Raw genomic sequence first — 22,509 nt, 5'->3', positions numbered from 1 at the left:
TAATTATTAACTGATATATAAAAAAAATACCCTATTAAAGGGTATTTTTCATTCTTTCTTTTCTATTCTCCATGAACAGCATCATGGATATCATCATGCTCTTCATAATCCCAAGCTTCTAATCCTTGATTGATTCTATAATCGTTAATAGCTTTGTGTATAGCCTCCTCAGCTAAAACTGAGCAGTGCATTTTTACAGGTGGTAATCCATCTAATGCTTCAGCCACAGCCTTATTAGTTAAGGTCCATGCCTCTTCTAAAGTCTTTCCTATAATGAGCTCTGTAGCCATACTGGAAGAAGCAATAGCAGATCCACAGCCAAAGGTTTTAAATTTTACATCCTTTATTATGTCATCCTCTACCTTGAGATAAATCTTCATAATATCTCCACACTTTGCATTTCCAACTTCTCCGACGCCATTAGCATCCTTTATTTCTCCAACATTTCTAGGGTTTCTAAAATGGTCCATAACCTTATCTGAATATATCATTATTTGTTCTCTCCTTTTATAAAATCTTCCCATAATGGTGACATGTCTCTAAGTCTCTGAATAATTGGAGGTAACACCTCTATTACATAATCTACATCTTCCTCAGTACTTCCATCTCCTAAGGTTAACCTTAAGGAACCATGAGCTATCTCATGAGGTAAGCCTATTGCCAGAAGAACATGGGATGGGTCTAAGGAACCAGATGTACATGCACTTCCACTGGAAGCACATACGCCTTCAAAATCTAAGGATAATAATATTGCCTCTCCTTCAATAAATCTAAAACATATATTAGCATTACCAGGAAGCCTATTTTCTCCTGACTTTGGTCCATTCAAATGACTATAAGGTATCTTTAATAGTCCTTCAACCAATCTATCTCTTAATTTTATAAGCTTCTTATTCTTTTCTTCTATGTTACTAGTTGCTAGTTCAATGGCCTTGCCGAGACCAACAACACCAGGAATATTTTCTGTTCCAGCTCTTTTTCCTCTTTCTTGTCCTCCACCATGAATAAGATTGTCTATTCTTATTCCTTTTCTTATATATAAAGCTCCAATTCCTTTAGGGCCATAAAATTTATGAGCGGATAAAGACAATAAATCTATCTTTAATTCCTTCACATCTATTTCTATATTTCCAATAGCTTGAACGGCATCGGTATGGAAATATATTTTCTTTTCCCTGCAAAGGTTACCTATTTCTTTTATAGGCTGTATTGTTCCTATTTCATTGTTTGCAAACATTATTGATACCAGTATTGTTTTATCAGTTATAGCTGCTTTTAATTCTTCTATGTTTACAAAGCCATCAGCATCAACATCTAGGTAGGTTACTTCAAAACCATTCCTCTCTAGATATTCGCAGGCATGAAGCACTGCATGATGCTCAATTTTTGTAGTTATAATATGATTTCCTTTATTTCTATGAGCGAAGGCAATTCCTTTAATAGCCCAGTTATCTGCTTCAGAACCCCCTCCTGTAAAGAATATTTCCCTATCCTCTGCGCCTATGGCTTTAGCGACTCTTTCTCTGCTTAGGTCAATAGCTCTCTTTGTTTCTCTTGATAATCCATAAAAGGATGATGGATTTCCATACTTTTCAGTGAAATAAGGAAGCATTTCATTTAATACCTCTTCCTTAACATAGGTTGTTGCTGCATAATCCATATAAACTGTTTTATTCATTTATTTCACTCCTATTAACAAGATTCAAGGTCAATCTTTCAGTGTTTAGTCTAACATAATCATCTAACAAATCTTGAAGGCTGACTGATTCCATAACAGAATCAATACTATCTTTAATTTTTTGCCATAAAATCCTTGTAGCACAGCAATCAACGTTACTGCAGGAAACACCATCTACACAATCTGATATCTCTATAGGTCCTTCCAGCACATACATTATATCTGCTACAGTAATATTCTTAGGTTCCTTATTAAGCACATATCCCCCTTGAGCACCACGAATACTCACAATAAGCTTCGCTTTACGAAGAGGAGCGAATAGCTGTTCTAAATAATATTCAGATATACCCTGTCTTTGAGATATGCTCTTTATTGAAACTGGTCCTTCAGTACAATGAATAGCTAAGTCAACCATAGCCTTAACTCCATATCTACCTTTAGTTGATAGCTTCACAACATCACTCCTTAATTCTGAGTAAATTACTACAGATTAACAAAATCATAATATCAAATCCTAGTATTAAAGTCAACAATGATTTTAACCTAACGTGAAAAAAATATCATTTACTTTTATTTTTTATTTCTAACCAGTACTTTTCGATACTGTCTTCATATTTGTTGTTACCTGGTATATAAAACTTTTTATTTGATAAGCTATTTGGCATATACTGCTGTTTTACATAATGATGAGGATAATCATGAGGATATTTATACCCCTCCATTCTTCCAAGGTCCTTAGCACCTTTATAATGGCCATCTCTAAGATGGATTGGTATATCGCCAATATTATAATTATTTAAAGCATCTAGGGCACTACCAATCCCCATAACAGCACTATTGGATTTTGGGGCCGTTGCTAGTAGTATAACTGCCTCAGCAAGGGGTATTTGAGCCTCCGGAAAGCCTAACTGCAGAGCAGCGTCGGTACATGCCTTAACAATAGCGATCCCCTGTGGATATGCTAGACCTATATCCTCCGCTGCTATCACAAGCAACCTTCTAATAATCGTAGATAAGTCTCCTGCTTTGACGAGCATGGCTAAATACAAAAGAGCAGCATCAGGATCACTTCCTCTGATAGATTTCTGAAAGGCACTTATAATATCATAGTGCTTATCACCATCTCTATCATAGGTGAAATTATTTTGAGTTAATTGAGAAGCAAGCTCTTTATTTATGGTAACTTCATTTTTTGATGAAGTTTTAATCATAAGCTCTAATACATTTATGGCCCTTCTTAAATCTCCCTGTGAGCCATTACTGATAATCTCTAATGCTTCTCTTTCAAAATCTATCGTCTTATGAGTATATTCTCCTCTTAATATATCAATAGCTCTTTCTAAGCCTAATAATATATCTCTATTCTCTAGTGGCTTGAACTCAATTACAGTAGCTCTGCTTAATATAGCTTTAAAAACATAAAAATATGGATTTTCTGTAGTGCTCCCTATTAAGGTTATCTGTCCATTTTCCATAAACTCAAGCAAAATTTGCTGAGTTCGTTTAGGAAAATGATGAATTTCATCAATATATAACAATATACCCTTATATCCCATAAAGGTATTTATTTCATTTATTACTTCTTTTATATCCTTTGTACTATCTGTAGTGGCATTTAGCTTATGAAACCGCTTATTAGTCATCTCCGCAATAATATAAGCTAAAGTAGTTTTTCCAACTCCCGAGGGACCATAAAAGATCATGTTAGGAGTAAAACCTGACGAAATAATTCTATTTAGTATTTTCCCTTCCCCAAGGATATGCTCTTGCCCAATTATATCTTTAATCTCTTTAGGCCTTATCCTATCTGCTAATGGTCTTTCCATATTCTTCACCTCTCGTATCACTCACATTCTAACATAATTAATTCACTTGTAACAATATAACTACATAATTAAAAACTTAATTAAAAATGACTCCCTATAAAGAGAGTCATTTTTTAACCTTTGATATAATTGCAGTAATTATTATATAGCTATTTATCCATATATATAATCATTAGGTTTTGTATTAATTATTAAAATAGCAATCCTTTACCTCTGCATAGAAAGCAACATGATTATCCTCATCATAATACCAGGATTCCTTAGAATCATCCTTAATCTGATCTGGTCTTATTTCATGCTTATATAATATTTTACATTCGAAATATACTCCACAATTATCTATTATAGGTACATCTACTTCTCTCGCTTCCTTTAACTCAAGACCCGATGCCTTATATTTGTCAACATCCCTACCTGATTTTGAGCCAAAGAAATTTAAAGCTTTCTTTAATTCACTATTAGTAGGAACACTAATTGTAAAGCTATCACCCTTTTCTAAAATATTATATATATATCTTGATTTTCTGATCATTATTGTAACCACCGGCTTGCCCCACAAATATCCCATGGTAGCCCAAGATATCGTTGAAGTATTAATATCTTCTCCGCTCTTAGTGGTTAAAAATCCTCCTTGCTTCGATATATACTTTATACCCTTGTCCATACAACGTATAAAATCCAATACCATTCCGATTCCTCCTATTACTATATTAACAATATTATAACATACAATCTAGAATAATTTAATTTCAGATACAAAGTACAATAAAAATTTACTTTTATTTTTAAATATTTATGAACTTATCTCATATCTAAAAAACTGCCCAGATTAAATCCGAGCAGTAAAACATTCCTTTTAAATACTTAAAATAAAATTTAATTTTACAGCTATAAATTAATGTTCATAACACCAATTATTTATAAAGAGGATATTTATCGCAAAGAGCTTTAACTCTATCCTTAGCTTCGTTAATTCCATCTTCAGGCTTTTCTGTTATCAGGTTAATTATATAGGCTATTTCTTTCATTTCCTCTTCCTTAAAGCCTCTCGTAGTTACAGCTGGAGTTCCAATTCTTATTCCGCTGGTAACGAAGGGACTAAGAGTTTCAAAGGGTACTGTATTCTTATTCACAGTTATCCCAACACTATCTAGAAGCTTTTCCATATCTTTACCAGTAATTTTCTTATTAGTTAAATCTACCAAAATCAAATGATTATCGGTTCCTCCACTTACTAGATTAAATTCAAACTTCTTAAGCTCTTCTGCTAAAACAGCTGCATTCCTTACTACCTGTTTGCTATATTCCTTAAAGCTATCTTCCATTGCCTCCTTAAAGCATACGGCTTTTGCTGCAATAATATGCATTAAAGGTCCTCCCTGCATTCCTGGGAAAATACTTTTATCTATATCTTTAGCATACTTTTCTTTGCATAAGATAGCTCCGCCTCTTGGTCCTCTAAGAGTTTTATGAGTTGTGGTTGTTACGAAATCTGCATAAGGAATTGGTGAAGGATGTAGCTTTGCTGCAACTAAGCCAGCGATGTGAGCCATGTCCACCATAAGATAAGCGCCTATCTCATCTGCTATTTCTCTAAACCTTTTAAAGTCAATAGTCCTAGGATAAGCACTAGCACCAGCTACGATTAGCTTAGGTTTTTTTTCTAGGGCAATTTTTCTAACCTCTTCATAATCTATCATTCCAGTTTCCTTAGAAACCTCATAGGATACAATATTAAATAGCTTACCAGAAAAATTCACAGGGCTACCATGAGTTAGATGTCCACCATGACTCAAATTCATACCTAATATGGTATCACCAGGGTTTAAAACAGCAAAATAAACTGCCATATTAGCCTGAGATCCAGAGTGTGGTTGTACATTTACATGCTCTGCTTCAAAAAGCTCTTTTAATCTTTTCTTTGCTAAATCTTCTACTTTATCTACTACTTCACACCCACCGTAGTATCTCTTATTAGGATAACCCTCAGCATATTTATTATTAAGTGGTGACCCCATAGCCTCCATCACTGCCATTGAAGCGAAATTTTCAGAAGCTATAAGCTCTATATTATGCTTTTGTCTGTTCTCTTCCTCCTGAATTAAATCTAAGATTTCTAAATCCGTATCCTTCAAGTTATCAAAGTTCATTTTCACACCTCATCAGTTATATTTGTAATAACATTATAAATTTTATTTCCAGCTAATTCAATAATAATATAACAATCCAAGGAAGAAATGCATACAATAATAATATTGAGTATTTTAAAAAATGTTGCTATAATACATCAGACAAATAAATAAGGAGAAAATATTATGCAGGAAAGTTCTATAGTAAAGTTAGCTGCAGAAGCAGGAAAAATAATATTAGAAAACGGCGGAGAAACCTATAGAGTTGAGGAAACTATTAACAAGATATGCTATTCCTACGAGGTAGAATTTGTTGAAAGCTTTGTAACACCAACTGGAATAATGGTATCCACCTTTACTTCCAGCGGTAAAAATATTTCCGTTATAAGAAGGATTAAGAAAAGATCCGTGGATTTAGAAAAGATATATAAAGTGAATGAGCTTTCTAGAGACATAGCTGAAAGAAAGCTATCTCCAGAGGATTTTCAGATAAAGCTTCAAGAAATCAACTCAAATTTAAGATACAATTCCATAACCACCTTATTTTATTCAGGTATTGCAGCCAGTGCCTTTACCTTATTGTTTAATGGTGGATTTAGTGATGCAATTGTAGCTTTTATTATTGGAGTAGTTATTAAATATATTACCTCCCTAATCTCAGATTATAAAATCAATCCATTTTTTATAAATATAATTGGTGGAGCTATCACATCTATAATGGCACTATCCTCCGTGGCTATGGGTATAGGACAGGATGTTGATACTATAATTATTGGATCAATAATGCTTTTAGTTCCAGGTATAGCAATTACTAACGCCATTAGAGATACAATTGCTGGAGATTTATTATCAGGAGTCTCTAGAGGTGTGGAGGCAGTATTGGTAGCTATAGCTATTGCCATTGGCAGTGGTGTGGTTATATCTCTTTGGCAGAATATATTTGGAGGTGTTTTTTAATGTTTACAAGCTGTATATATGCTTTTTTTGCATCTTTAGGATTCGGAATTATATTCAACATACGTGGCAAAAAGCTTTATTTCGCCGCTTTAGGAGGATCCCTAGGTTGGTTTATTTATTCCTTATCTCTTAAAACACTTCCACCAATGTATTCCTTAACCCTTGCTGCTCTAGGCTTCAGTATTTATTCTGAGATAATGGCTAGGATTCTCAAGTCACCAATTACAATATTCGTTATCTGCGCTCTCATCCCATTGGTACCTGGAGGAGGTATGTATTATACAATGCTCTATATACTACAGGACAATTTGACCATGGCCATAGAAACTGGGATAGAAACCATATCAAATGCAGGCTCACTGGTTATGGGCATACTTGTAGTTTCTTCAATAATGAAGATATTAAATAACAAAAAGCAAAATATAAACATAAATATTGAAAAAAGCACTTCTGAATGAAGTGCTTTATTTTATAAAAGAATTTAGTGTGTCTATCAGCTGTTCCAATCCTTCTTCCTGTTCACTACCATGCTCAACACCCATACAATTTCTCGCATAGTTCTCTATTAAAAGGCCACCTACCTTATTTATCGCAGCCCTAACTGCAGCTATCTGCACAAGAACATCCTTGCAGCATACCTGACTATCTACCATTTTATATATTCCCTTAACCTGACCTTCTACTCTTCTTAATCGTGTTAATAGATTTTTTTGAAGCTCTTCGTTAATATCCGTTTTTTCTATATCCTTGTCCATAGAAACCTCCTTATACCTATACCCCGTATGTAACTGTATAATACCATGGATTAATAAAAATTTCAAACATTACATAAAAGATAATAACACAAAAGATACCATCGAATATACGATGGTATCCTTATACTAATTTTTACTCACATTTATTATATCCAAGCCTAGTTCCTTAAGCTGTTTATCATCAACGATATTTGGAGCTTCTGTTAGATAGCAGAAAGCATTTTGATTTTTAGGGAAGGCTATAACATCCTTAATGTTATCTATTCCAGCTAAGAACATAACCATCCTATCAAAACCAAAAGCTAAACCGCCGTGTGGTGGTGGACCGAACTTAAAGGCCTCAAGAAGGAATCCAAATCTTTCCCAGGCTGATTCCTTAGTAAAGCCAAGAACTTCGAACATCTTTTCTTGAAGTTCACTATTATGTATTCTAATACTGCCTCCACCAAGCTCTTCACCATTTAATACCATGTCATAAGCCTTTGCTCTAACCTTTTCAGGAGCTGTACCTAAAAGCTCTATATCTTCATCCATAGGCGCTGTGAAAGGATGATGGGCTGCGAAGTATCTTCCTTCTTCTTCATCATATTCTAACAATGGGAATTCAGTAACCCACAAGAAGTTATATTGTTTATCTTCCTTAATGAGATTATACTTTTTAGCTAGCTCTAATCTTAAAGCACCTAATGCCTGGAATACAACTGCATCCTTGTCTGCTACTATTAATACTATATCCCCAGTTTCTGCTTCTGTTTTTCTTATGATACTGTTTATTTGCTCATCAGAAAGGAATTTGCTGATAGGTGATTTTATTCCATCTTCCTTTAAAGCTATCCATGCCAAGCCTTTAGCTTTATAGGTCTTAACAAATTCTCCTAGCCTATCTATATCTTTTCTTCCCATAGAAGCTCCACCCTTAAGAGTTATAGCTCTAACGGAGCCGCCATTTGCTAGAGCGTCAGAAAACACTTTAAAGTCACAAGCTGAAGCCTCTTCACTTATATTTTTTAATTCCATTTCAAATCTTGTATCAGGCTTATCACTGCCATACCTATCCATAGCTTCTTTATAAGGAAGTCTCTTAAAAGGTGTCTTAACATCAACATCCAGCACCTTCTTAAAAACATAAGCTATGAGCTCTTCATTAAGCTTTATAACATCATCCTGCTCAACGAAGGATAGTTCAATATCTACCTGAGTAAATTCAGGCTGACGATTTGCTCTTAAATCTTCATCTCTAAAGCATTTAACTATTTGGAAATATCTATCAAAGCCTGAAACCATAAGAAGCTGTTTAAAGAGCTGAGGTGATTGTGGAAGTGCATAAAACATTCCTGGATAATTTCTGCTGGGAACTAGATAGTCCCTTGCTCCCTCAGGGGTGCTCTTTGTTAGCATAGGAGTTTCAATTTCCATAAAGCCTTTTTCATCAAGGAAGTCCCTTATAGCTTTTGAAGCCTTATGTCTGATAATAAAGGTCTTCTGCATATCTGGTCTTCTAAGGTCAAGATATCTATACTTAATTCTAATACTTTCAGCAGCGTCTAGCCCTTCTTTTATATATATGGGAGGAGTCTCTGATTCTGAAAGAATTTTTATTTCCTTACCCTGAAGCTCCACATAACCTGTAGGCATATTTTCATTGATGGATTCTCTTTTTACTAGAGTACCTGTAACAGCTATACAGTATTCTGATTTTACCTCATCAGCTTTTATGAAGGCATTATTATCAATTTCCTCACCAAATACAACCTGTAAAATTCCAGTTCTGTCTCTCAAATCTACAAATATCAATCCACCTAAGTTTCTCTTACGCTGAACCCATCCCATTACTGTATAAGTATTTCCGATATGCTCTTCACGTAATTCTCCGCACATTATATTTCTTTTAAGTCCTTCTAAGGCCTCACCCATCGTAATTCCTCCTTAAATATTTTCTTAAAGCTTGTTATATAAAGTATCTAAAAGCTCTATTTTCTTTTCAATAAGAGTTTCAATCCTCTCGGTGTACTGTAATACATCCTTTAAGTTCCCAAATCTCTCAATACGATTTTCCTCTAAAAATACTACCTTAGATATTGCATCTGCTCCCAAAGCTATAATAGTTTGTTTTTCTTCAATCATTTCTATGTTGTATATACACTCTTTACCTTTAATAGTATAACCTATGTTTTCCATGTTTCCCAACATATTTTTTTGTCTATACATATAATAGGGTATCATCTCAAGCTCTTCTGATAGTACTTTAGTAGTACTATACATTTCCAGAAGCTCTTTCTGCTCTGGTACATAGTATCTCTTATTCAGCACTATGTTTTCATGAATCTTAGAAGCTCTTTTTATAGATAAACCATGTACAGTAACACTATCTGGGGATAATTTCTTTATTTCCTTGCAGGTATAATTTATCTCTTCTAAACCTTCTCCCTGCAAGCCAACAATTATATCCATATTTATATTATCAAATCCAAGGCTTCTAGCTTCTTTAAAGATATCCTTAACAAGCTGTGCCTTGTGACCTCGGCCAATGACTCTCAAAGTCTCATCATTCATAGTTTGAGGATTAATACTAATTCTATCTACATTAAATTCTTTCATGGTCCTTAGCTTATGGATAGTTATACTATCTGGTCTTCCGCATTCAACGGTAAACTCTCTTATATTTCTACCTTCGATAAATCTATTATGTATTATATTCATTAAAGAATAAAATTCCTCATTGGAAATGGATGTCGGCGTTCCCCCACCGAAATAAACAGTCTCTATTCTCAAACCTCTTTTATCTATATAGTCTGAGATAGCATTAATTTCTTTTATCAGGGCATTTAGATATGGTTCTACTAATTTTTTTGAGCTCCCAATGGGATTTGAAGCAAAAGAACAGTATGCACATCTTGTGGGACAAAATGGCATACCGATGTATATACTTATACAGTTTTCATCCTCATTAATAAAAGTAGCTTCATTCCTTGCAACTTCCATGCATAGCCTAGCTTTTTCTTCAGAAGCTACATAAACCTTACTAAAATGTTCAATAACATCATTCTCAGAAAAGCCTTTTTTCATTAAATCATAGGCAATTTTACTAGGTCTTATCCCTATTAAGGTACCCCAAGGATGCTCCTGCCCCGTTTCTTCTTTAAGATACATAAATAATGATTTTTTTATAAAATTATTATATCCTATTATTTTGTCATAATAATATTCAGTATTTATTTTAGGACCCTTTATATCAATAGAATTATCACAGATAGATATGTGATATATCTTATCCTCATTATTTTCAGGTTTATTAAATACTATATCATCCATGAGATAATATATATTAAACATCTGATAAACATCATATCTATAAGCCATGTTATTTAGATTTATATTTATTTTCATAAGCACTCCAGATTAGTTAATAAAAGGATTGTAATTTCTTTCCTGAATAATAGTTGTAGCTTCTCCATGACCAGGATAAACTATAACATTATCTTCTAATATCATAAGCTTTTCTACAATACTATTAATTATTGTGTCATAGTCACCACCTTCAAAATCAGTCCTCCCAATAGAACCTTGAAACAGTGTATCACCGGCAAAAAGTGAGTCCTCAATTAAGAAGCACATCCCCCCAGGCGTATGTCCTGGTGTCCATATGCATTGAACCTGAAACCCTGCAATATTTATAACTTCATTATCTTCTACAAAAGTTACCACTATATCAAGAAACTTTCCAAAGACAGGGCTTCCCTTTTTCATATATTCAATATCCTTTTTATTAATATAAGTCATAACCTTATATCTATCAGCTATGGCTTTTAATGCACCTACATGATCCATATGACCATGGGTTAATAAAATTGCTTTAACATTTAAATTTAACCTATCTATGTTTTTTATAATAAAATCTTCGTCGCCTCCTGGATCTAGAACTAGAGCATCCATTGTAATTTCATTATAAATTAAATAGCAGTTTGCAGCATACATACCTGCAGGGATAGTTTTAACAATCATTATAAACACCTCTTAAAATGTTTTCTTACTATCTAATAATATCGTAACTGGACCATCATTAACTATATGGACTTCCATCTCAGCACCAAAGCTTCCCGATTCAACCATAAGACCTTCCTTCTTACACTCCTCAAGAAAAAGCTCATATAAGCTTTCAGCCTTATCTCCTCCTAGAGCATTCATAAAGTTTGGTCTCCTGCCCTTACGACTGTCCCCTAAAAGGGTAAACTGAGAAATTACAAGTAAGGCTCCTCCAACATCCTTTAAGGATAAATTCATTTTACCCTCTTCATCCTCAAAAACCCGAAGATACGTAATTTTATCCTTAAGATATTTTATATCCTCTTCACTGTCATCTTTGCCTATCCCAAGTAGTACAGTAAACCCTAAGCCTATACTACCAATAGTCTCCCCCTCTACTGTTACGCTGGATTTCTTTACTCTTTGAACTACAGCTCTCATAGCATACTCCTTAAAAATATTAATAATAAATAACAGGATTAATTATACATTCTATAAACTTCCATTACTCCATTTAATTTTCTGATTTTCCTCATTAATTCTTTCAGTTGTTCTATGGACTTTATTCTTAATTTAATATTAATAGAAGCAATGTTATTCTTGGAGGTTTTAGCATTTAGAGCTTGAAGCTGCAGATTGGCTTCAGATATTATAGTCATAATGTCTGTAAGTAATCCACTCCTATCTTCACCTCTAACTTGAATTTCGCTAATATAATCCTCCCCTTGAGATGTTCCCCAGCTAACTTCCACAAGCTTATGCTGTTCATCAATAGGAAGACTTTTAATATTTGAACAATCCCTACGATGTACTGAAATTCCTCTCCCTTTAGTAATATACCCTACAATTTCGTCTCCAGCTACAGGACCACAGCACTTAGCGAATCTCACCATTATATTGTTTAATCCTTTAACGGTAACTCCAGCTGCTGAGTTTTTTACTCTTTGAGACTTATTATTTTGCTCTTCAATGGATTTATTAATATCCTCTATGGTAATGTTTTTATCAATAGTTTGTGATTCTTTTAATTTAGAAACCAAAGTTGAAGCTATAATCTGCCCCATACCTACAGCAGCATATATATCATCTTGAGAATGGAAATTATATTTCTTTATTAGCTTCTCATATATATCCCCTTTGGCAAGCTCAGAAAAATTAGCTCCCTGTTTTTTCGCTTCCTTTTCAAGCATTTCTTTCCCTTTAGAAATATTCTCATCCTTCTTAGCCTTTTTGTACCAAGCCCTAATCTTACTTTTTGCTTGATTACTTTTAACAATATTAAGCCAGTCTAGATTGGGACCTTTTGCTATTGTAGATGTTAATATCTCTACTATATCACCAGTCTTTAGCTTGTAATCTAAGGTTACCAGCTTACCATTAACCTTTGCTCCAATACATCTATTACCTATATCTGTATGAATTTTGTAGGCAAAATCTATAGGAGTTGCTTCGTTGGGTAGATTAATAACCACGCCTTTTGGAGTAAATACAAATATTTCATCAGTAAAAAGATCTATTTTAAAGGCTTCCATAAACTCTTCTGCATCAGAGGTATCCTTCTGCCATTCTAAAATATCTCTAAGCCAAGCCAGCTTATTTGCAAAATCCCCTTCTCCTCCATCATTAGCACTCTCTTTATATTTCCAGTGAGCGGCTATTCCGTATTCAGAAGTTCTATGCATGTCATAGGTTCTTATCTGAATTTCGAAGGGCTTTCCTTGAGGACCTATAACTGTTGTATGTAAGGACTGATACATATTAGGCTTAGGCATAGCTATATAGTCTTTAAATCTTCCTGGTATAGGCTTATATATAGTGTGGACTATACCTAATACAGCATAGCAATCTTTAACAGAGTCTACTAAAAGACGTATGGCTGTCAAATCGAAAATTTGCTCGATGGTTTTATTTTTATTAACCATCTTTCTATAAATGCTATAAAAGTGCTTAGGTCTACCTTCTATATCTGATTCTATACCTGATAAAGAAAGTTTATCTTTTAAATCCTTCACTACTAAAGCGATATAAGCTTCTCTTTCAACTCTTTTTTCGGATATCTCATTTACCAGCTGATAATACTTATCAGGATTAATATATCTAAAAGCTAAATCCTCTAATTCCCATTTAATTTTTGACATACCTAGCCTATGAGCTATTGGAGCGTAAATATCTAAGGTTTCTTCTGCTTTTTCTTTTTGTTTATTAGGAGTCATAAACTTTAAAGTTCTCAAATTATGAAGCCTGTCAGCTAGCTTTATAATTATAACTCTTATATCCTTGGCCATGGCTAGAAGCATTTTTCGAACATTATCTGCCTGCTGCTCCTGCTTTGTTTTATATTTAATCTTTCCTAGCTTAGTAACGCCATCTACAAGATTAGCAATTTCCTCATTAAATTCTCTCTTCAAATCATCGTAGGAGTAATCTGTATCCTCTATAACATCATGGAGAAGTCCAGCAGCAATAGTATTAGTGTCCATACCCATTTCAGCTAATATGCAGGCAACAGCTAAAGGATGAACTATGTAAGGTTCACCAGATTCCCGCCTCTGCGTCTTATGAGCAACTTCCGCTAACAAAAAGGCTTTCTCTATTAATTTTTTATCCACTGAATAATCATTATTATCAATAATATCCATAAGTTGCTCCAACATAGGATAAAACACTCCTCTAAAAATCTATTTATATTTATACTATTTTTATTAAAATCAATGGCTGGTTTTGTGCAACCAGCCAATTTTATTATAATTATATAATATATAATTAATTTTTTCAAATAATTTAAATGTCATATTGAACCAAGGAACTTATCTCATAGTTTCCAAGCTTTTCTCTACCATTTAACTCTGTCAGCTCTATTGCAAATCCCATAGCTGCAACCTCTCCACCAACCTGCTCAACTAGCTTAGCAACAGCGTCTATAGTCCCTCCCGTTGCTAATAGATCATCGACTATCGCTACTCTTTCCCCAGGCTTGATTGCATCCTTATGAATCTCTAATACATCAGTTCCATATTCTAGGGAGTACTCGATTTTAACAGTTTCTGCAGGAAGCTTTCCTTTTTTTCTAACAGGTACAAAACCTACACCTAATGCATAAGCTACTGGAACTCCAAAAATGAATCCCCTAGCTTCAGGACCAACTACTACATCAATTTCCTTGTCTTTAAGAAATTCAACAAGGTCGTCTACAGCTTTTCGTAGTCCTTCTCCATCCTTTATTAAGGTTGTTATATCTTTAAAGCTAATGCCTTCCTTTGGAAAACCATCAATAATTCTTATTGAATCCTTATACTCCATCACTAATCCTCCATTTAATTATTATCCATCAATACTATATTTTAATACTAAGAGATAATATATTTTCATTTTTTATTCTATAAAAGAAAACAATATATATTATAATTTAAATTAAATTTTTTTACAATTAATATTGATAAAAATGGCATATTTTAGACTTAAACTTCTTCTGAATGTATACTCTTCCATTAAATTTTCACAACCATCTAAGCTGTCTTCCTTCAGCAGGTCATTAATAAGTCAATTAACTATATAAGGTCACCCATAAATAAGACAGCAACAAATCTGTTACTGTCTTATAATGGCTAATATTAATTTTCACAAGTTTATACCAAGCATTCCTGAGAATATTCCCACAGCCAAGGCCATGATAGTTCTGTATAGATCTGTTATTGAGAGCTCTACACCACCATTTAACACTGCATAAAATATAAAGATACACAAAATATAGCCTAAGGCCACAAAAAACCCTATCATCCATCCGTTCCTATTAATGGCCCTAGCGCTGTATACTGTTCCTAAAAACACACTCACTGCGGTAATAATTATGTTTACAATAACATTTGTTCCTGGACTAATATCTAAGAATATCATAGCTAAGCTTAAAAGAAATATACCTATGAAAGTTGTTATTAAAGCAAAGACTACCCCTTTTATAATCTTTCTCATTGCAATAGAATTATTCAAAATAAACACCCCCTAAATACTATTACATATGTATATAGGAGGTGCTTTATTACTATTTATTTTCTTCAGTTTTTACTATAACATTAGATATTCCCTGCTTAGTGAGCTTAAATCTAGCTTTGTCAGGGCCACTTTCTACTATTACATAATCCTCTTGGATATTAATTAATCTTCCTAATATTCCACCACGGGTTACTATTTCATCATTAATTTTCAACCCATTAATCATATCATCATACTTCTTTTTTCTCTTCTTTTCCGGTATTATCAAAACAAGATAAAATACCACCAGCATTAAAATTATTGGACCCCAGCTAAATAATAGTTCTTGCATATTTTTCCCTCCTACATGTATGCTCTAAGAAGTGCCACCCCAATCATGAAGCTTTTTAGCTTTAAAATCTTCAAAATAATCGCCATCTATGGCATCTCTTATGTCTAGCATTAGTTTATTATAAAAATAAAGATTATGCAATACACAAAGTCTCATAGCCAACATTTCTTTCGCCTTAAATAGATGTCTTATGTACGCCCTTGTATAATGCTGACAGGCAGGACACTGGCAGCCTTCATCTATTGGCCTTGAATCCTGTTCGAATTTGGCATTCATAATATTTATTTTTCCTGAAGCTGTAAAAACATGCCCATGCCTTCCATTTCTAGCAGGAAGAACGCAATCAAAGAAGTCCACTCCTCTTTCTACAGCCTCTAAAATATTGCTTGGAAGACCAACTCCCATAAGATATATAGGCTTATTATCTGGTAAGTGGGGAACAACAGCATCAATAATTCTATACATTTCTTCATGGGTTTCTCCCACAGCTAAACCACCAATTGCATAGCCATCAAGATCCATCTTAGCTATGGTTTTAGCATGATCTATTCTAATATCTTCATAGGTTCCTCCTTGGTTAATACCAAAGAGCATTTGTTTTTTATTTATGGTATCAGGAAGAGTATTAAGTCTATCCATCTCCACCTTACATCTCTCAAGCCAGCGGGTAGTCCTAGCAACAGAATTTATCACATATTCTCTTGTAGAAGGATTGGGTATACATTCGTCAAAGGCCATGGCTATAGTTGAAGCTAAGTTGCTCTGAATTTGCATGGATTCCTCAGGCCCCATAAAAATCCTTCTTCCATCTATATGAGAATTAAAATAAACTCCCTCTTCTTTTATCTTTCTTAGCTTAGCTAAGGAAAAAACCTGGAAGCCTCCAGAATCCGTAAGTATAGGTCTATCCCAATTCATAAACTTATGTAGGCCACCTAGATTTTTAACCACCTTATCTCCTGGTCTTAAGTGAAGGTGGTAGGTGTTAGAGAGCTCTACCTGGCAACCTATATCTTTTAAATCCATAGATGACACTGCACCTTTAATCGCAGCTAGAGTGCCTACATTCATAAACACCGGTGTCTGAATGGTGCCGTGTGGTGTAATGAATTCACCTCTACGAACAGATTTATATTTCTTGATTAATCTATACAAAATTTCACTTCTCCTTTTTATATTATATTTTAAGGCTTTCTAAGGAACATTGCATCTCCAAAGCTAAAGAATCTATATCTCTCTTTTACTGCAGTCTCATAAGCTTTCAGTACATTTTCCTTTCCTGCTAAAGCACTTACTAACATAATCAGAGTAGATTCAGGCAGGTGAAAATTAGTTATCAGCTGGTCAACCACCTTAAAGGTATATCCTGGGTAAATAAATATATCAGTCCAGCCACTCTGAGCTCTTACCTTACCCTGTGAGTCACCTATGGTCTCCAAGGTCCTGCAGGAGGTAGTTCCTACAGCAACAATCTTATTTCCCTGTGCTTTTGTACTATTTATAACCTCTGCAGCTTCCTGGCTCATTATATAAAATTCCGAATGCATTTCATGACTTTCTATATCTTCAGCCTTCACCGGTCTAAAGGTGCCCAAGCCCACATGGAGAGTTATAAATACAATATTTATACCCTTATTCTTAATTTTCTCTAAGAGCTCCTTTGTAAAATGAAGCCCAGCAGTGGGAGCTGCAGCAGAGCCTTCCTCCTTGGAATACACTGTCTGATATCTTTCTTTATCCTCTAAGGTTTCGTGGATATAAGGAGGTAGAGGCATTTCTCCAAGACTGTCTAGCACCTCCTCAAATATCCCACTATAGGAGAACTTAATAATTCTGTTTCCATTTTCAAGAACCTCTATGACTTCAGCCTTTAACTCTCCATTACCAAAGGTAAATGTAGCACCTACTCTTGCCCTTTTACCAGGCTTAGCCAGACATTCCCAAGTATCATCTCCAAGCCTTTTCAGGAGTAAAAATTCTATTTTCCCCCCAGAGCCATCCTTCTCACCGATAAGCCTAGCTGGTAAAACTCTGGTATCATTTAACACCATAGTATCACCTGGATTCAAATACTCAATAATATCTCCAAAGGTTTTATGCTCAATTTCACCTGTAACTTGGTTTACAACCATAAGTCTAGAAGCATCCCTCTGCTCCAGAGGATGCTGAGCTATAAGCTCTTCTGGCAGATCAAAATAAAAATCCTTTACCTTCATATAAAATAATCCCTTCTTTAGTATATTAATTATCAAAAAGTCCCAGTTGACTATTAGGAGCTGGTTTTACTCTTTTTAAGTGCTCATAAGCCTTGTCACTGGCAACCCTTCCTCTAGGTGTCCTGATTATAAAGCCTTTCTGCATTAAATAAGGCTCATATACATCCTGAATAGTATCTAGTTCTTCACCAATAAAATAGGCAAGAGTCTCTATACCTACAGGCCCTCCTTGAAAATTATCAATGATTGCCTCTATAATTCTATTATCAATTCTATCAAAACCCTGATTATCGATTTCCAAAAGTTCAAGAGCCCCAACAGCCATATCTTTATTAATAGTAGTATTTCCTTTTACCTCTGAAAAATCTCTAACTCTCTTTAGAAGCCTATTGGCTATCCTTGGTGTTCCTCTTGACCTTCTAGCAATTTCTGCAGCTCCCTCTTCATCAATAGAGCAGTTAAGAATCCCGGAGGAACGACTAATTATTTCTGCAAGCTCCTCCTCTTGATAGTATTCCATTGAGCATAAGACACCAAATCTATCTCTCAAGGGTGCAGTAAGCATACCTATTCGCGTAGTAGCTCCGATCAAAGTGAACCTTGGCAGATCTAACCTAATGGATTTTGCTGCAGCACCTTTTCCTAAAACAATATCTAAAGAAAAATCCTCCATGGCTGGATATAATATTTCTTCAACACTTCTATTAAGCCTGTGTATTTCATCAATAAAAAGAACATCCCTATCCTTCAAAGTAGTTAAAATTGCAGCTAAATCTCCTGCTCGTTCTATGGCTGGACCTGAGGTAATCCTCAAGCTTCCTCCCATTTCTTTGGCTATAATATTAGATAGGGTGGTTTTTCCTAATCCTGGAGGGCCATATAAAATAACGTGATCTAAGGGTTCGTTTCTCATTTGTGCCGCTTTTATAAATATCTTAAGCCTCTCCTTTACCTTATCCTGGCCGATATACTCCTCCAGTCTTTGAGGTCTTAGAGAATATTCATAGTTAGTATCCTCATTCAATGTTGTACTAGATATAATTCTATCCTCCATATTTATACCTCCTATCCCATCAATAGCTTTAGAGAATCTTTAATAATCTGTTCTATAGAATTATTGAGATCAACCTTAGCAATAGTCTTTGAGGCTTCCTTTTCTGTGTAACCCAAGGCTAGTAGAGCCCCAAGAGCTTCACTGGCCATTGCCTCCGTAACTATATTACCTTCCGATAACTCCTGTGCTCCTTCAGGAAGATCTCCCTTTATTTTATCTCTTAACTCAAGAATAATTCTTTGTGCCATCTTTTTTCCTATTCCAGGAGCCCTTGTTAAGGACTTTTCATCCTGCATTAATATGGAATACTTTAAATTCTGAACAGAACTTATGGATAGTAAGGATAGAGCCGCCTTTGCACCCACTCCATTTATAGTAAGAAGCTGATTAAAAAGCTCCCTTTCTTCCTTGGTGAAAAAACCATATAATCCTATAAAATCCTCCCGGACTATTTGTTCAAGAAACAAACAGACCTCATCATTGACCTTAGGCAGATCTGCTATGGTGCTACCAGAGGCATATATTTTATAGCCTATACCGCTACACTCAACAGTTATGTATTCTTTATTCAACCCCGCATATATTCCTCTTATATAATCATACATTTTGTTCCCCCCATAAACTCCTTACACATAAAAATATTGCTGTATTAACAAATAAAAATCTCACATTATACTTTAGCATTTATGTAATAATTAATCAACAGAAGAACTATGAGCAAAAAGGCTCTAGCAATATGCCGAGCCTTTTTTAATAATGAAATATATTAGGTTATAACTTTATACATTTATTATTAGTATGCACTTAAAATGATAAATCTTCTTATGAATCGTATTCACTTAAAGCATCTAGAGCCTCTTCTCTCGTAGAAAAACTAAAACTATTTGTTATCAGCTTCGTTCTTTCATATTCCTGAAGCTCTTCAATCTTCCTTCCACTAATATCCTCTTCAGGCTTCTCTATTGTAAGATTTGAGGTATTAATAGCTCTATAAATACATATATATCCCTCTTCATTCACTCCAAGATAGTACTTTCCCTCTTCATAACCCTTATCCTTTATTTTAGTAAATACTATCTCCTGTCCATTATCCTCTTCTAGCTTATAGCCCGTTGTCTTTAAGTATTCTACAAGATTAGCCTTTGTGGTGTAAATAGACTTATTTTCTGAATGCTTCTCATCAGCAAAATCCTTAAGAGACAATGATTTATATTCCATAAGCATCCCTGTCTTATCTTCTATAGCCTTAAGGATGATTTTCGTTGTAGGTAGAAGCTCTTCTTGATTCATCCTAGAAGTTTCAATTACTTTATTATCTTGTCTTTCTAGTAATCCCCTGGTCACATAATAAGATATAGGAAAAATTAAAGCCAGTGCAAAAATTGCTACTGCAATTATTATCTTTTTTTTCATAAACATCACTCCTATTGGTAATTATGTCCACTATTATTAAGCTTATTCAATCGTCTATATCTTCTTTTTAGTAACACTCTACATATAGCAATTAATAAAAGAAGCCAGACATAAGTCTGACTTCTCTTAGATATAAGTTCAAAAATATAAATATATGATTGCAAAAAATATAAATACAAAAATTTTATGATAAATGTAATTGTTCCCTGATATTCTTGTTGTTCTTCATTATGCATACTAAGCTAGTTTCATTAATAAGGTATTGAAAATAGTCCTCAGCGCTTACGATTCTATTGCTGTCTAAATCAACAAGCATATCACTATCATTAGTAACAAGCAAGAATTCTCTAGTCTCTTCTGGTGTTTCCATTATTAGAATATCTCCATCGGAATATTGCTTTCCATCGATGGTTTTAGCCTGTAAATCTACTGTCATGTTTACCTCCTATAACTACATAAAAAATTAAAGATATCTTTGATATATTATCATAGATTGTCCACTTTGTTAATACTTTTTCACATTAATTATTATGTAACTTTATTCCAAATAAAAACCATCGAAGCTCACTGGAAGTAGCAGTAATCCCGATGGTTTAAATATTTTTATGTGACTTTTCTACTCATCCCATCCTTCAGGGAATTCAGCGTTATGGTAAACATTCTGCACATCATCATCATCTTCAAGAACATCCAGCATTTTTTGGAAGGATTTTGCTGTCTCCTCATCTATTGAGGTGTAAGTATCTGGAACCTTCTTTATTTCAGCCTCAAGGAATTCAATACTACTCTTTTCTAGCTCTTCTCTCACTGTTCCAAAATCCTCTGGAGTAGTAGTGATTACATAAACCTCTTCTTCAGAAGCAAAGTCCTCTGCACCAGCTTCTAAAGCAAGCATCATTAATTCATCCTCATCAATGTTATCTTGCTTTTCAATTACTATTTCACCCTTTGTTTGGAACATAAAGCTAACACAGCCTAATGTTCCCATATTTCCACCATGTTTAGTAAATGCATGCCTAACATTGCCTGCAGATCTATTCTTATTATCTGTAAGACATTCAACTATAACCGCAATACCTGAGGGACCATAGCCTTCATACACATTTTCCTCATAGTTAACTGCATCCAGTTCTCCTGCAGCCTTCTTAATAGCTCTCTGAATAGTGTCATTAGGCATATTTGCTGCTTTAGCTTTTGCTATAACATCTCTTAGCTTTGCATTAGCATCCTCATTAGAGCCACCATTTTTTACTGCCACCATTATTTCTTTTCCGATTTTAGTGAATACTTTTCCTCTTTTAGCATCTGCTTTTCCCTTTTTTGCTTGTATATTATGCCATTTTGAATGTCCAGACATGATAAATCCTCCTAAATTAATATAATATCCGTAAAAAACATAAATATTATAGCATACTAGATTTTCCTATTCAACTTTTGTCCATCCTACTCATACACAACTACCAATTTTAACAACAAAAGTGCTAGCGCTCTATATCTACTAGATATTTTCCCTCATCCTTAAAATATAAAGTGTAATCTTCTATTTCGCACCCGGCTTTTCCTTTAGATAAGGCATTTATCTCTTCCAAAAGCTCTATATTAGCCTTTTCCTCACCAATAAGCTTAAGCTCCACTCTTTCTCCATAATTGATCTCTTCTAGAAACCAACTCTTTTGTTCTATTAAATATTGTAGCTTTCCTAGTAGATCATATTCTATCTCAATAATAACTCTTGCAGCCTCTACCTTTTCAACTATACCGGCAGCTTTAATGGCAATAGAGGCACCTTTTGTATATGCTCTGGTAAGGCCACCAGCTCCTAGAAGTATTCCTCCGAAATATCTTGTTACCACAATGCATACATCAGTTATTTCAGCTTTTTTAATAACTTCTAATACAGGTATCCCTCCAGTTCCTTGAGGCTCACCATCATCACTATATCTCTGCACTCCTAGATTTTCTCCAATAACATAGGCATATACATTGTGCCTTGCCTCACGGTGATTACCTTTTATTTTATTGATAAAGCTTTTAGCCTCTTCTTCATTTTGAACTCTTTTTATATGACCAATAAAGGTTGATTTCTTTTCTATAAACTCATCGCTAGCTTCCTGCTTAATAGTTCTATATCCCAATG

Annotated in this window: 25 protein-coding genes; 2 read left to right on the top strand and 23 right to left on the bottom strand. The window is 34.3% G+C overall.

Annotated elements, in window-relative coordinates; genetic code table 11:
* Window positions 1-62 precede the first annotated feature (62 nt).
* The 6 genes from nifU to glyA all read right to left on the bottom strand — a co-directional run bounded on the left by nifU (window position 63) and on the right by glyA (window position 5,654).
* Window positions 63-491 carry a Fe-S cluster assembly scaffold protein NifU gene (gene nifU / locus ACPWSR_RS16100; RefSeq protein ID WP_426349244.1) on the bottom strand — a complete coding sequence of 143 codons (429 nt, stop codon included), beginning with the start codon at window positions 489-491 and terminating at the stop codon, window positions 63-65.
* Entirely contained in the window at window positions 491-1,678 is a 1,188-nt protein-coding gene (nifS, locus tag ACPWSR_RS16095) for a cysteine desulfurase NifS (RefSeq protein WP_426349243.1), read from the bottom strand. Before nifS ends, nifU begins: the two co-directional genes overlap by 1 nt.
* On the bottom strand, window positions 1,671-2,132 hold the full coding sequence (locus ACPWSR_RS16090) for an RrF2 family transcriptional regulator (RefSeq protein ID WP_426349242.1): 462 nt from the start codon (window positions 2,130-2,132) through the stop codon (window positions 1,671-1,673). The genes nifS and ACPWSR_RS16090 overlap by 8 nt, the downstream gene beginning before the upstream one ends.
* Window positions 2,133-2,238: 106 nt before the next feature.
* The gene (locus ACPWSR_RS16085) at window positions 2,239-3,504 is read right to left on the bottom strand and encodes a replication-associated recombination protein A (protein WP_426349241.1); all 1,266 of its coding nucleotides are present in this window, start codon (window positions 3,502-3,504) and stop codon (window positions 2,239-2,241) included.
* Window positions 3,505-3,688: 184 nt separating this feature from the next.
* Complete coding sequence (locus tag ACPWSR_RS16080; protein ID WP_426349240.1) at window positions 3,689-4,192, bottom strand: flavin reductase family protein; 504 nt, start codon at window positions 4,190-4,192, stop codon at window positions 3,689-3,691.
* Between the two features lie 226 nt (window positions 4,193-4,418).
* Window positions 4,419-5,654, bottom strand: coding sequence for a serine hydroxymethyltransferase (gene glyA, locus ACPWSR_RS16075; protein ID WP_426349239.1), 1,236 nt, complete (start codon window positions 5,652-5,654; stop codon window positions 4,419-4,421).
* Window positions 5,655-5,819: 165 nt separating this feature from the next.
* Here glyA and ACPWSR_RS16070 point away from each other — a divergent pair, with 165 nt between their 5' ends.
* Window positions 5,820-6,590 carry a threonine/serine exporter family protein gene (locus tag ACPWSR_RS16070; RefSeq protein WP_426349238.1) on the top strand — a complete coding sequence of 257 codons (771 nt, stop codon included), beginning with the start codon at window positions 5,820-5,822 and terminating at the stop codon, window positions 6,588-6,590.
* Entirely contained in the window at window positions 6,590-7,048 is a 459-nt protein-coding gene (locus tag ACPWSR_RS16065; protein ID WP_426349237.1) for a threonine/serine exporter family protein, read from the top strand. The genes ACPWSR_RS16070 and ACPWSR_RS16065 overlap by 1 nt, the downstream gene beginning before the upstream one ends.
* Before the next feature lie 6 nt (window positions 7,049-7,054).
* Here ACPWSR_RS16065 and ACPWSR_RS16060 read toward each other — a convergent pair whose 3' ends face one another.
* From ACPWSR_RS16060 to ACPWSR_RS15980, 17 genes are all read right to left on the bottom strand, one after another.
* A complete protein-coding gene (locus ACPWSR_RS16060) occupies window positions 7,055-7,345 on the bottom strand; it encodes a metal-sensitive transcriptional regulator (RefSeq protein WP_426349236.1) in 291 nt (96 codons plus the stop codon).
* 126 nt (window positions 7,346-7,471) lie between these two features.
* Complete coding sequence (gene aspS / locus ACPWSR_RS16055; protein ID WP_426349235.1) at window positions 7,472-9,259, bottom strand: aspartate--tRNA ligase; 1,788 nt, start codon at window positions 9,257-9,259, stop codon at window positions 7,472-7,474.
* A gap of 24 nt (window positions 9,260-9,283) precedes the next feature.
* Complete coding sequence (locus tag ACPWSR_RS16050) at window positions 9,284-10,732, bottom strand: coproporphyrinogen III oxidase (protein ID WP_426349234.1); 1,449 nt, start codon at window positions 10,730-10,732, stop codon at window positions 9,284-9,286.
* 12 nt (window positions 10,733-10,744) lie between these two features.
* Window positions 10,745-11,347 (bottom strand): MBL fold metallo-hydrolase, encoded by a 603-nt coding sequence (locus tag ACPWSR_RS16045; protein WP_426349233.1) that lies wholly within the window; start codon window positions 11,345-11,347, stop codon window positions 10,745-10,747.
* Window positions 11,348-11,359: 12 nt separating this feature from the next.
* Window positions 11,360-11,809, bottom strand: a complete 450-nt coding sequence (dtd, locus tag ACPWSR_RS16040) for a D-aminoacyl-tRNA deacylase (RefSeq protein WP_426349232.1) — start codon at window positions 11,807-11,809, stop codon at window positions 11,360-11,362.
* Window positions 11,810-11,847: 38 nt separating this feature from the next.
* Entirely contained in the window at window positions 11,848-14,022 is a 2,175-nt protein-coding gene (locus ACPWSR_RS16035) for a RelA/SpoT family protein (RefSeq protein ID WP_426349231.1), read from the bottom strand.
* A gap of 127 nt (window positions 14,023-14,149) precedes the next feature.
* Window positions 14,150-14,668, bottom strand: coding sequence for an adenine phosphoribosyltransferase (locus ACPWSR_RS16030; protein ID WP_426349230.1), 519 nt, complete (start codon window positions 14,666-14,668; stop codon window positions 14,150-14,152).
* Between the two features lie 318 nt (window positions 14,669-14,986).
* Complete coding sequence (locus ACPWSR_RS16025) at window positions 14,987-15,355, bottom strand: TIGR04086 family membrane protein (protein WP_426349229.1); 369 nt, start codon at window positions 15,353-15,355, stop codon at window positions 14,987-14,989.
* A 52-nt stretch (window positions 15,356-15,407) separates the two neighbouring features.
* On the bottom strand, window positions 15,408-15,689 hold the full coding sequence (gene yajC / locus ACPWSR_RS16020) for a preprotein translocase subunit YajC (RefSeq protein ID WP_426349228.1): 282 nt from the start codon (window positions 15,687-15,689) through the stop codon (window positions 15,408-15,410).
* A 24-nt stretch (window positions 15,690-15,713) separates the two neighbouring features.
* On the bottom strand, window positions 15,714-16,844 hold the full coding sequence (tgt, locus tag ACPWSR_RS16015; RefSeq protein WP_426349227.1) for a tRNA guanosine(34) transglycosylase Tgt: 1,131 nt from the start codon (window positions 16,842-16,844) through the stop codon (window positions 15,714-15,716).
* 29 nt (window positions 16,845-16,873) lie between these two features.
* The gene (gene queA, locus ACPWSR_RS16010) at window positions 16,874-17,905 is read right to left on the bottom strand and encodes a tRNA preQ1(34) S-adenosylmethionine ribosyltransferase-isomerase QueA (RefSeq protein ID WP_426349226.1); all 1,032 of its coding nucleotides are present in this window, start codon (window positions 17,903-17,905) and stop codon (window positions 16,874-16,876) included.
* Window positions 17,906-17,930: 25 nt separating this feature from the next.
* The gene (ruvB, locus tag ACPWSR_RS16005) at window positions 17,931-18,965 is read right to left on the bottom strand and encodes a Holliday junction branch migration DNA helicase RuvB (protein WP_426351401.1); all 1,035 of its coding nucleotides are present in this window, start codon (window positions 18,963-18,965) and stop codon (window positions 17,931-17,933) included.
* Window positions 18,966-18,970: 5 nt separating this feature from the next.
* A complete protein-coding gene (ruvA, locus tag ACPWSR_RS16000) occupies window positions 18,971-19,564 on the bottom strand; it encodes a Holliday junction branch migration protein RuvA (protein WP_426349225.1) in 594 nt (197 codons plus the stop codon).
* A 217-nt stretch (window positions 19,565-19,781) separates the two neighbouring features.
* Complete coding sequence (locus ACPWSR_RS15995; protein WP_426349224.1) at window positions 19,782-20,372, bottom strand: hypothetical protein; 591 nt, start codon at window positions 20,370-20,372, stop codon at window positions 19,782-19,784.
* A 184-nt stretch (window positions 20,373-20,556) separates the two neighbouring features.
* Window positions 20,557-20,808, bottom strand: coding sequence for a hypothetical protein (locus ACPWSR_RS15990; protein WP_426349223.1), 252 nt, complete (start codon window positions 20,806-20,808; stop codon window positions 20,557-20,559).
* Between the two features lie 180 nt (window positions 20,809-20,988).
* Window positions 20,989-21,729: a YebC/PmpR family DNA-binding transcriptional regulator gene (locus ACPWSR_RS15985; RefSeq protein ID WP_426349222.1), complete on the bottom strand. Its 741-nt coding sequence runs from the start codon at window positions 21,727-21,729 to the stop codon at window positions 20,989-20,991.
* A gap of 124 nt (window positions 21,730-21,853) precedes the next feature.
* Window positions 21,854-22,507 carry a YigZ family protein gene (locus ACPWSR_RS15980; protein WP_426349221.1) on the bottom strand — a complete coding sequence of 218 codons (654 nt, stop codon included), beginning with the start codon at window positions 22,505-22,507 and terminating at the stop codon, window positions 21,854-21,856.
* Between the last annotated feature and the right edge of the window lie 2 nt (window positions 22,508-22,509).

The organism is Alloiococcus sp. CFN-8 (genome assembly GCF_049943125.1).
Classification (GTDB): domain Bacteria; phylum Bacillota; class Clostridia; order Clostridiales; family Clostridiaceae; genus JAEXZL01.
Note: the sequence above shows the minus strand (reverse complement) of the source record. Positions and strands in the feature narration are given on the sequence as shown.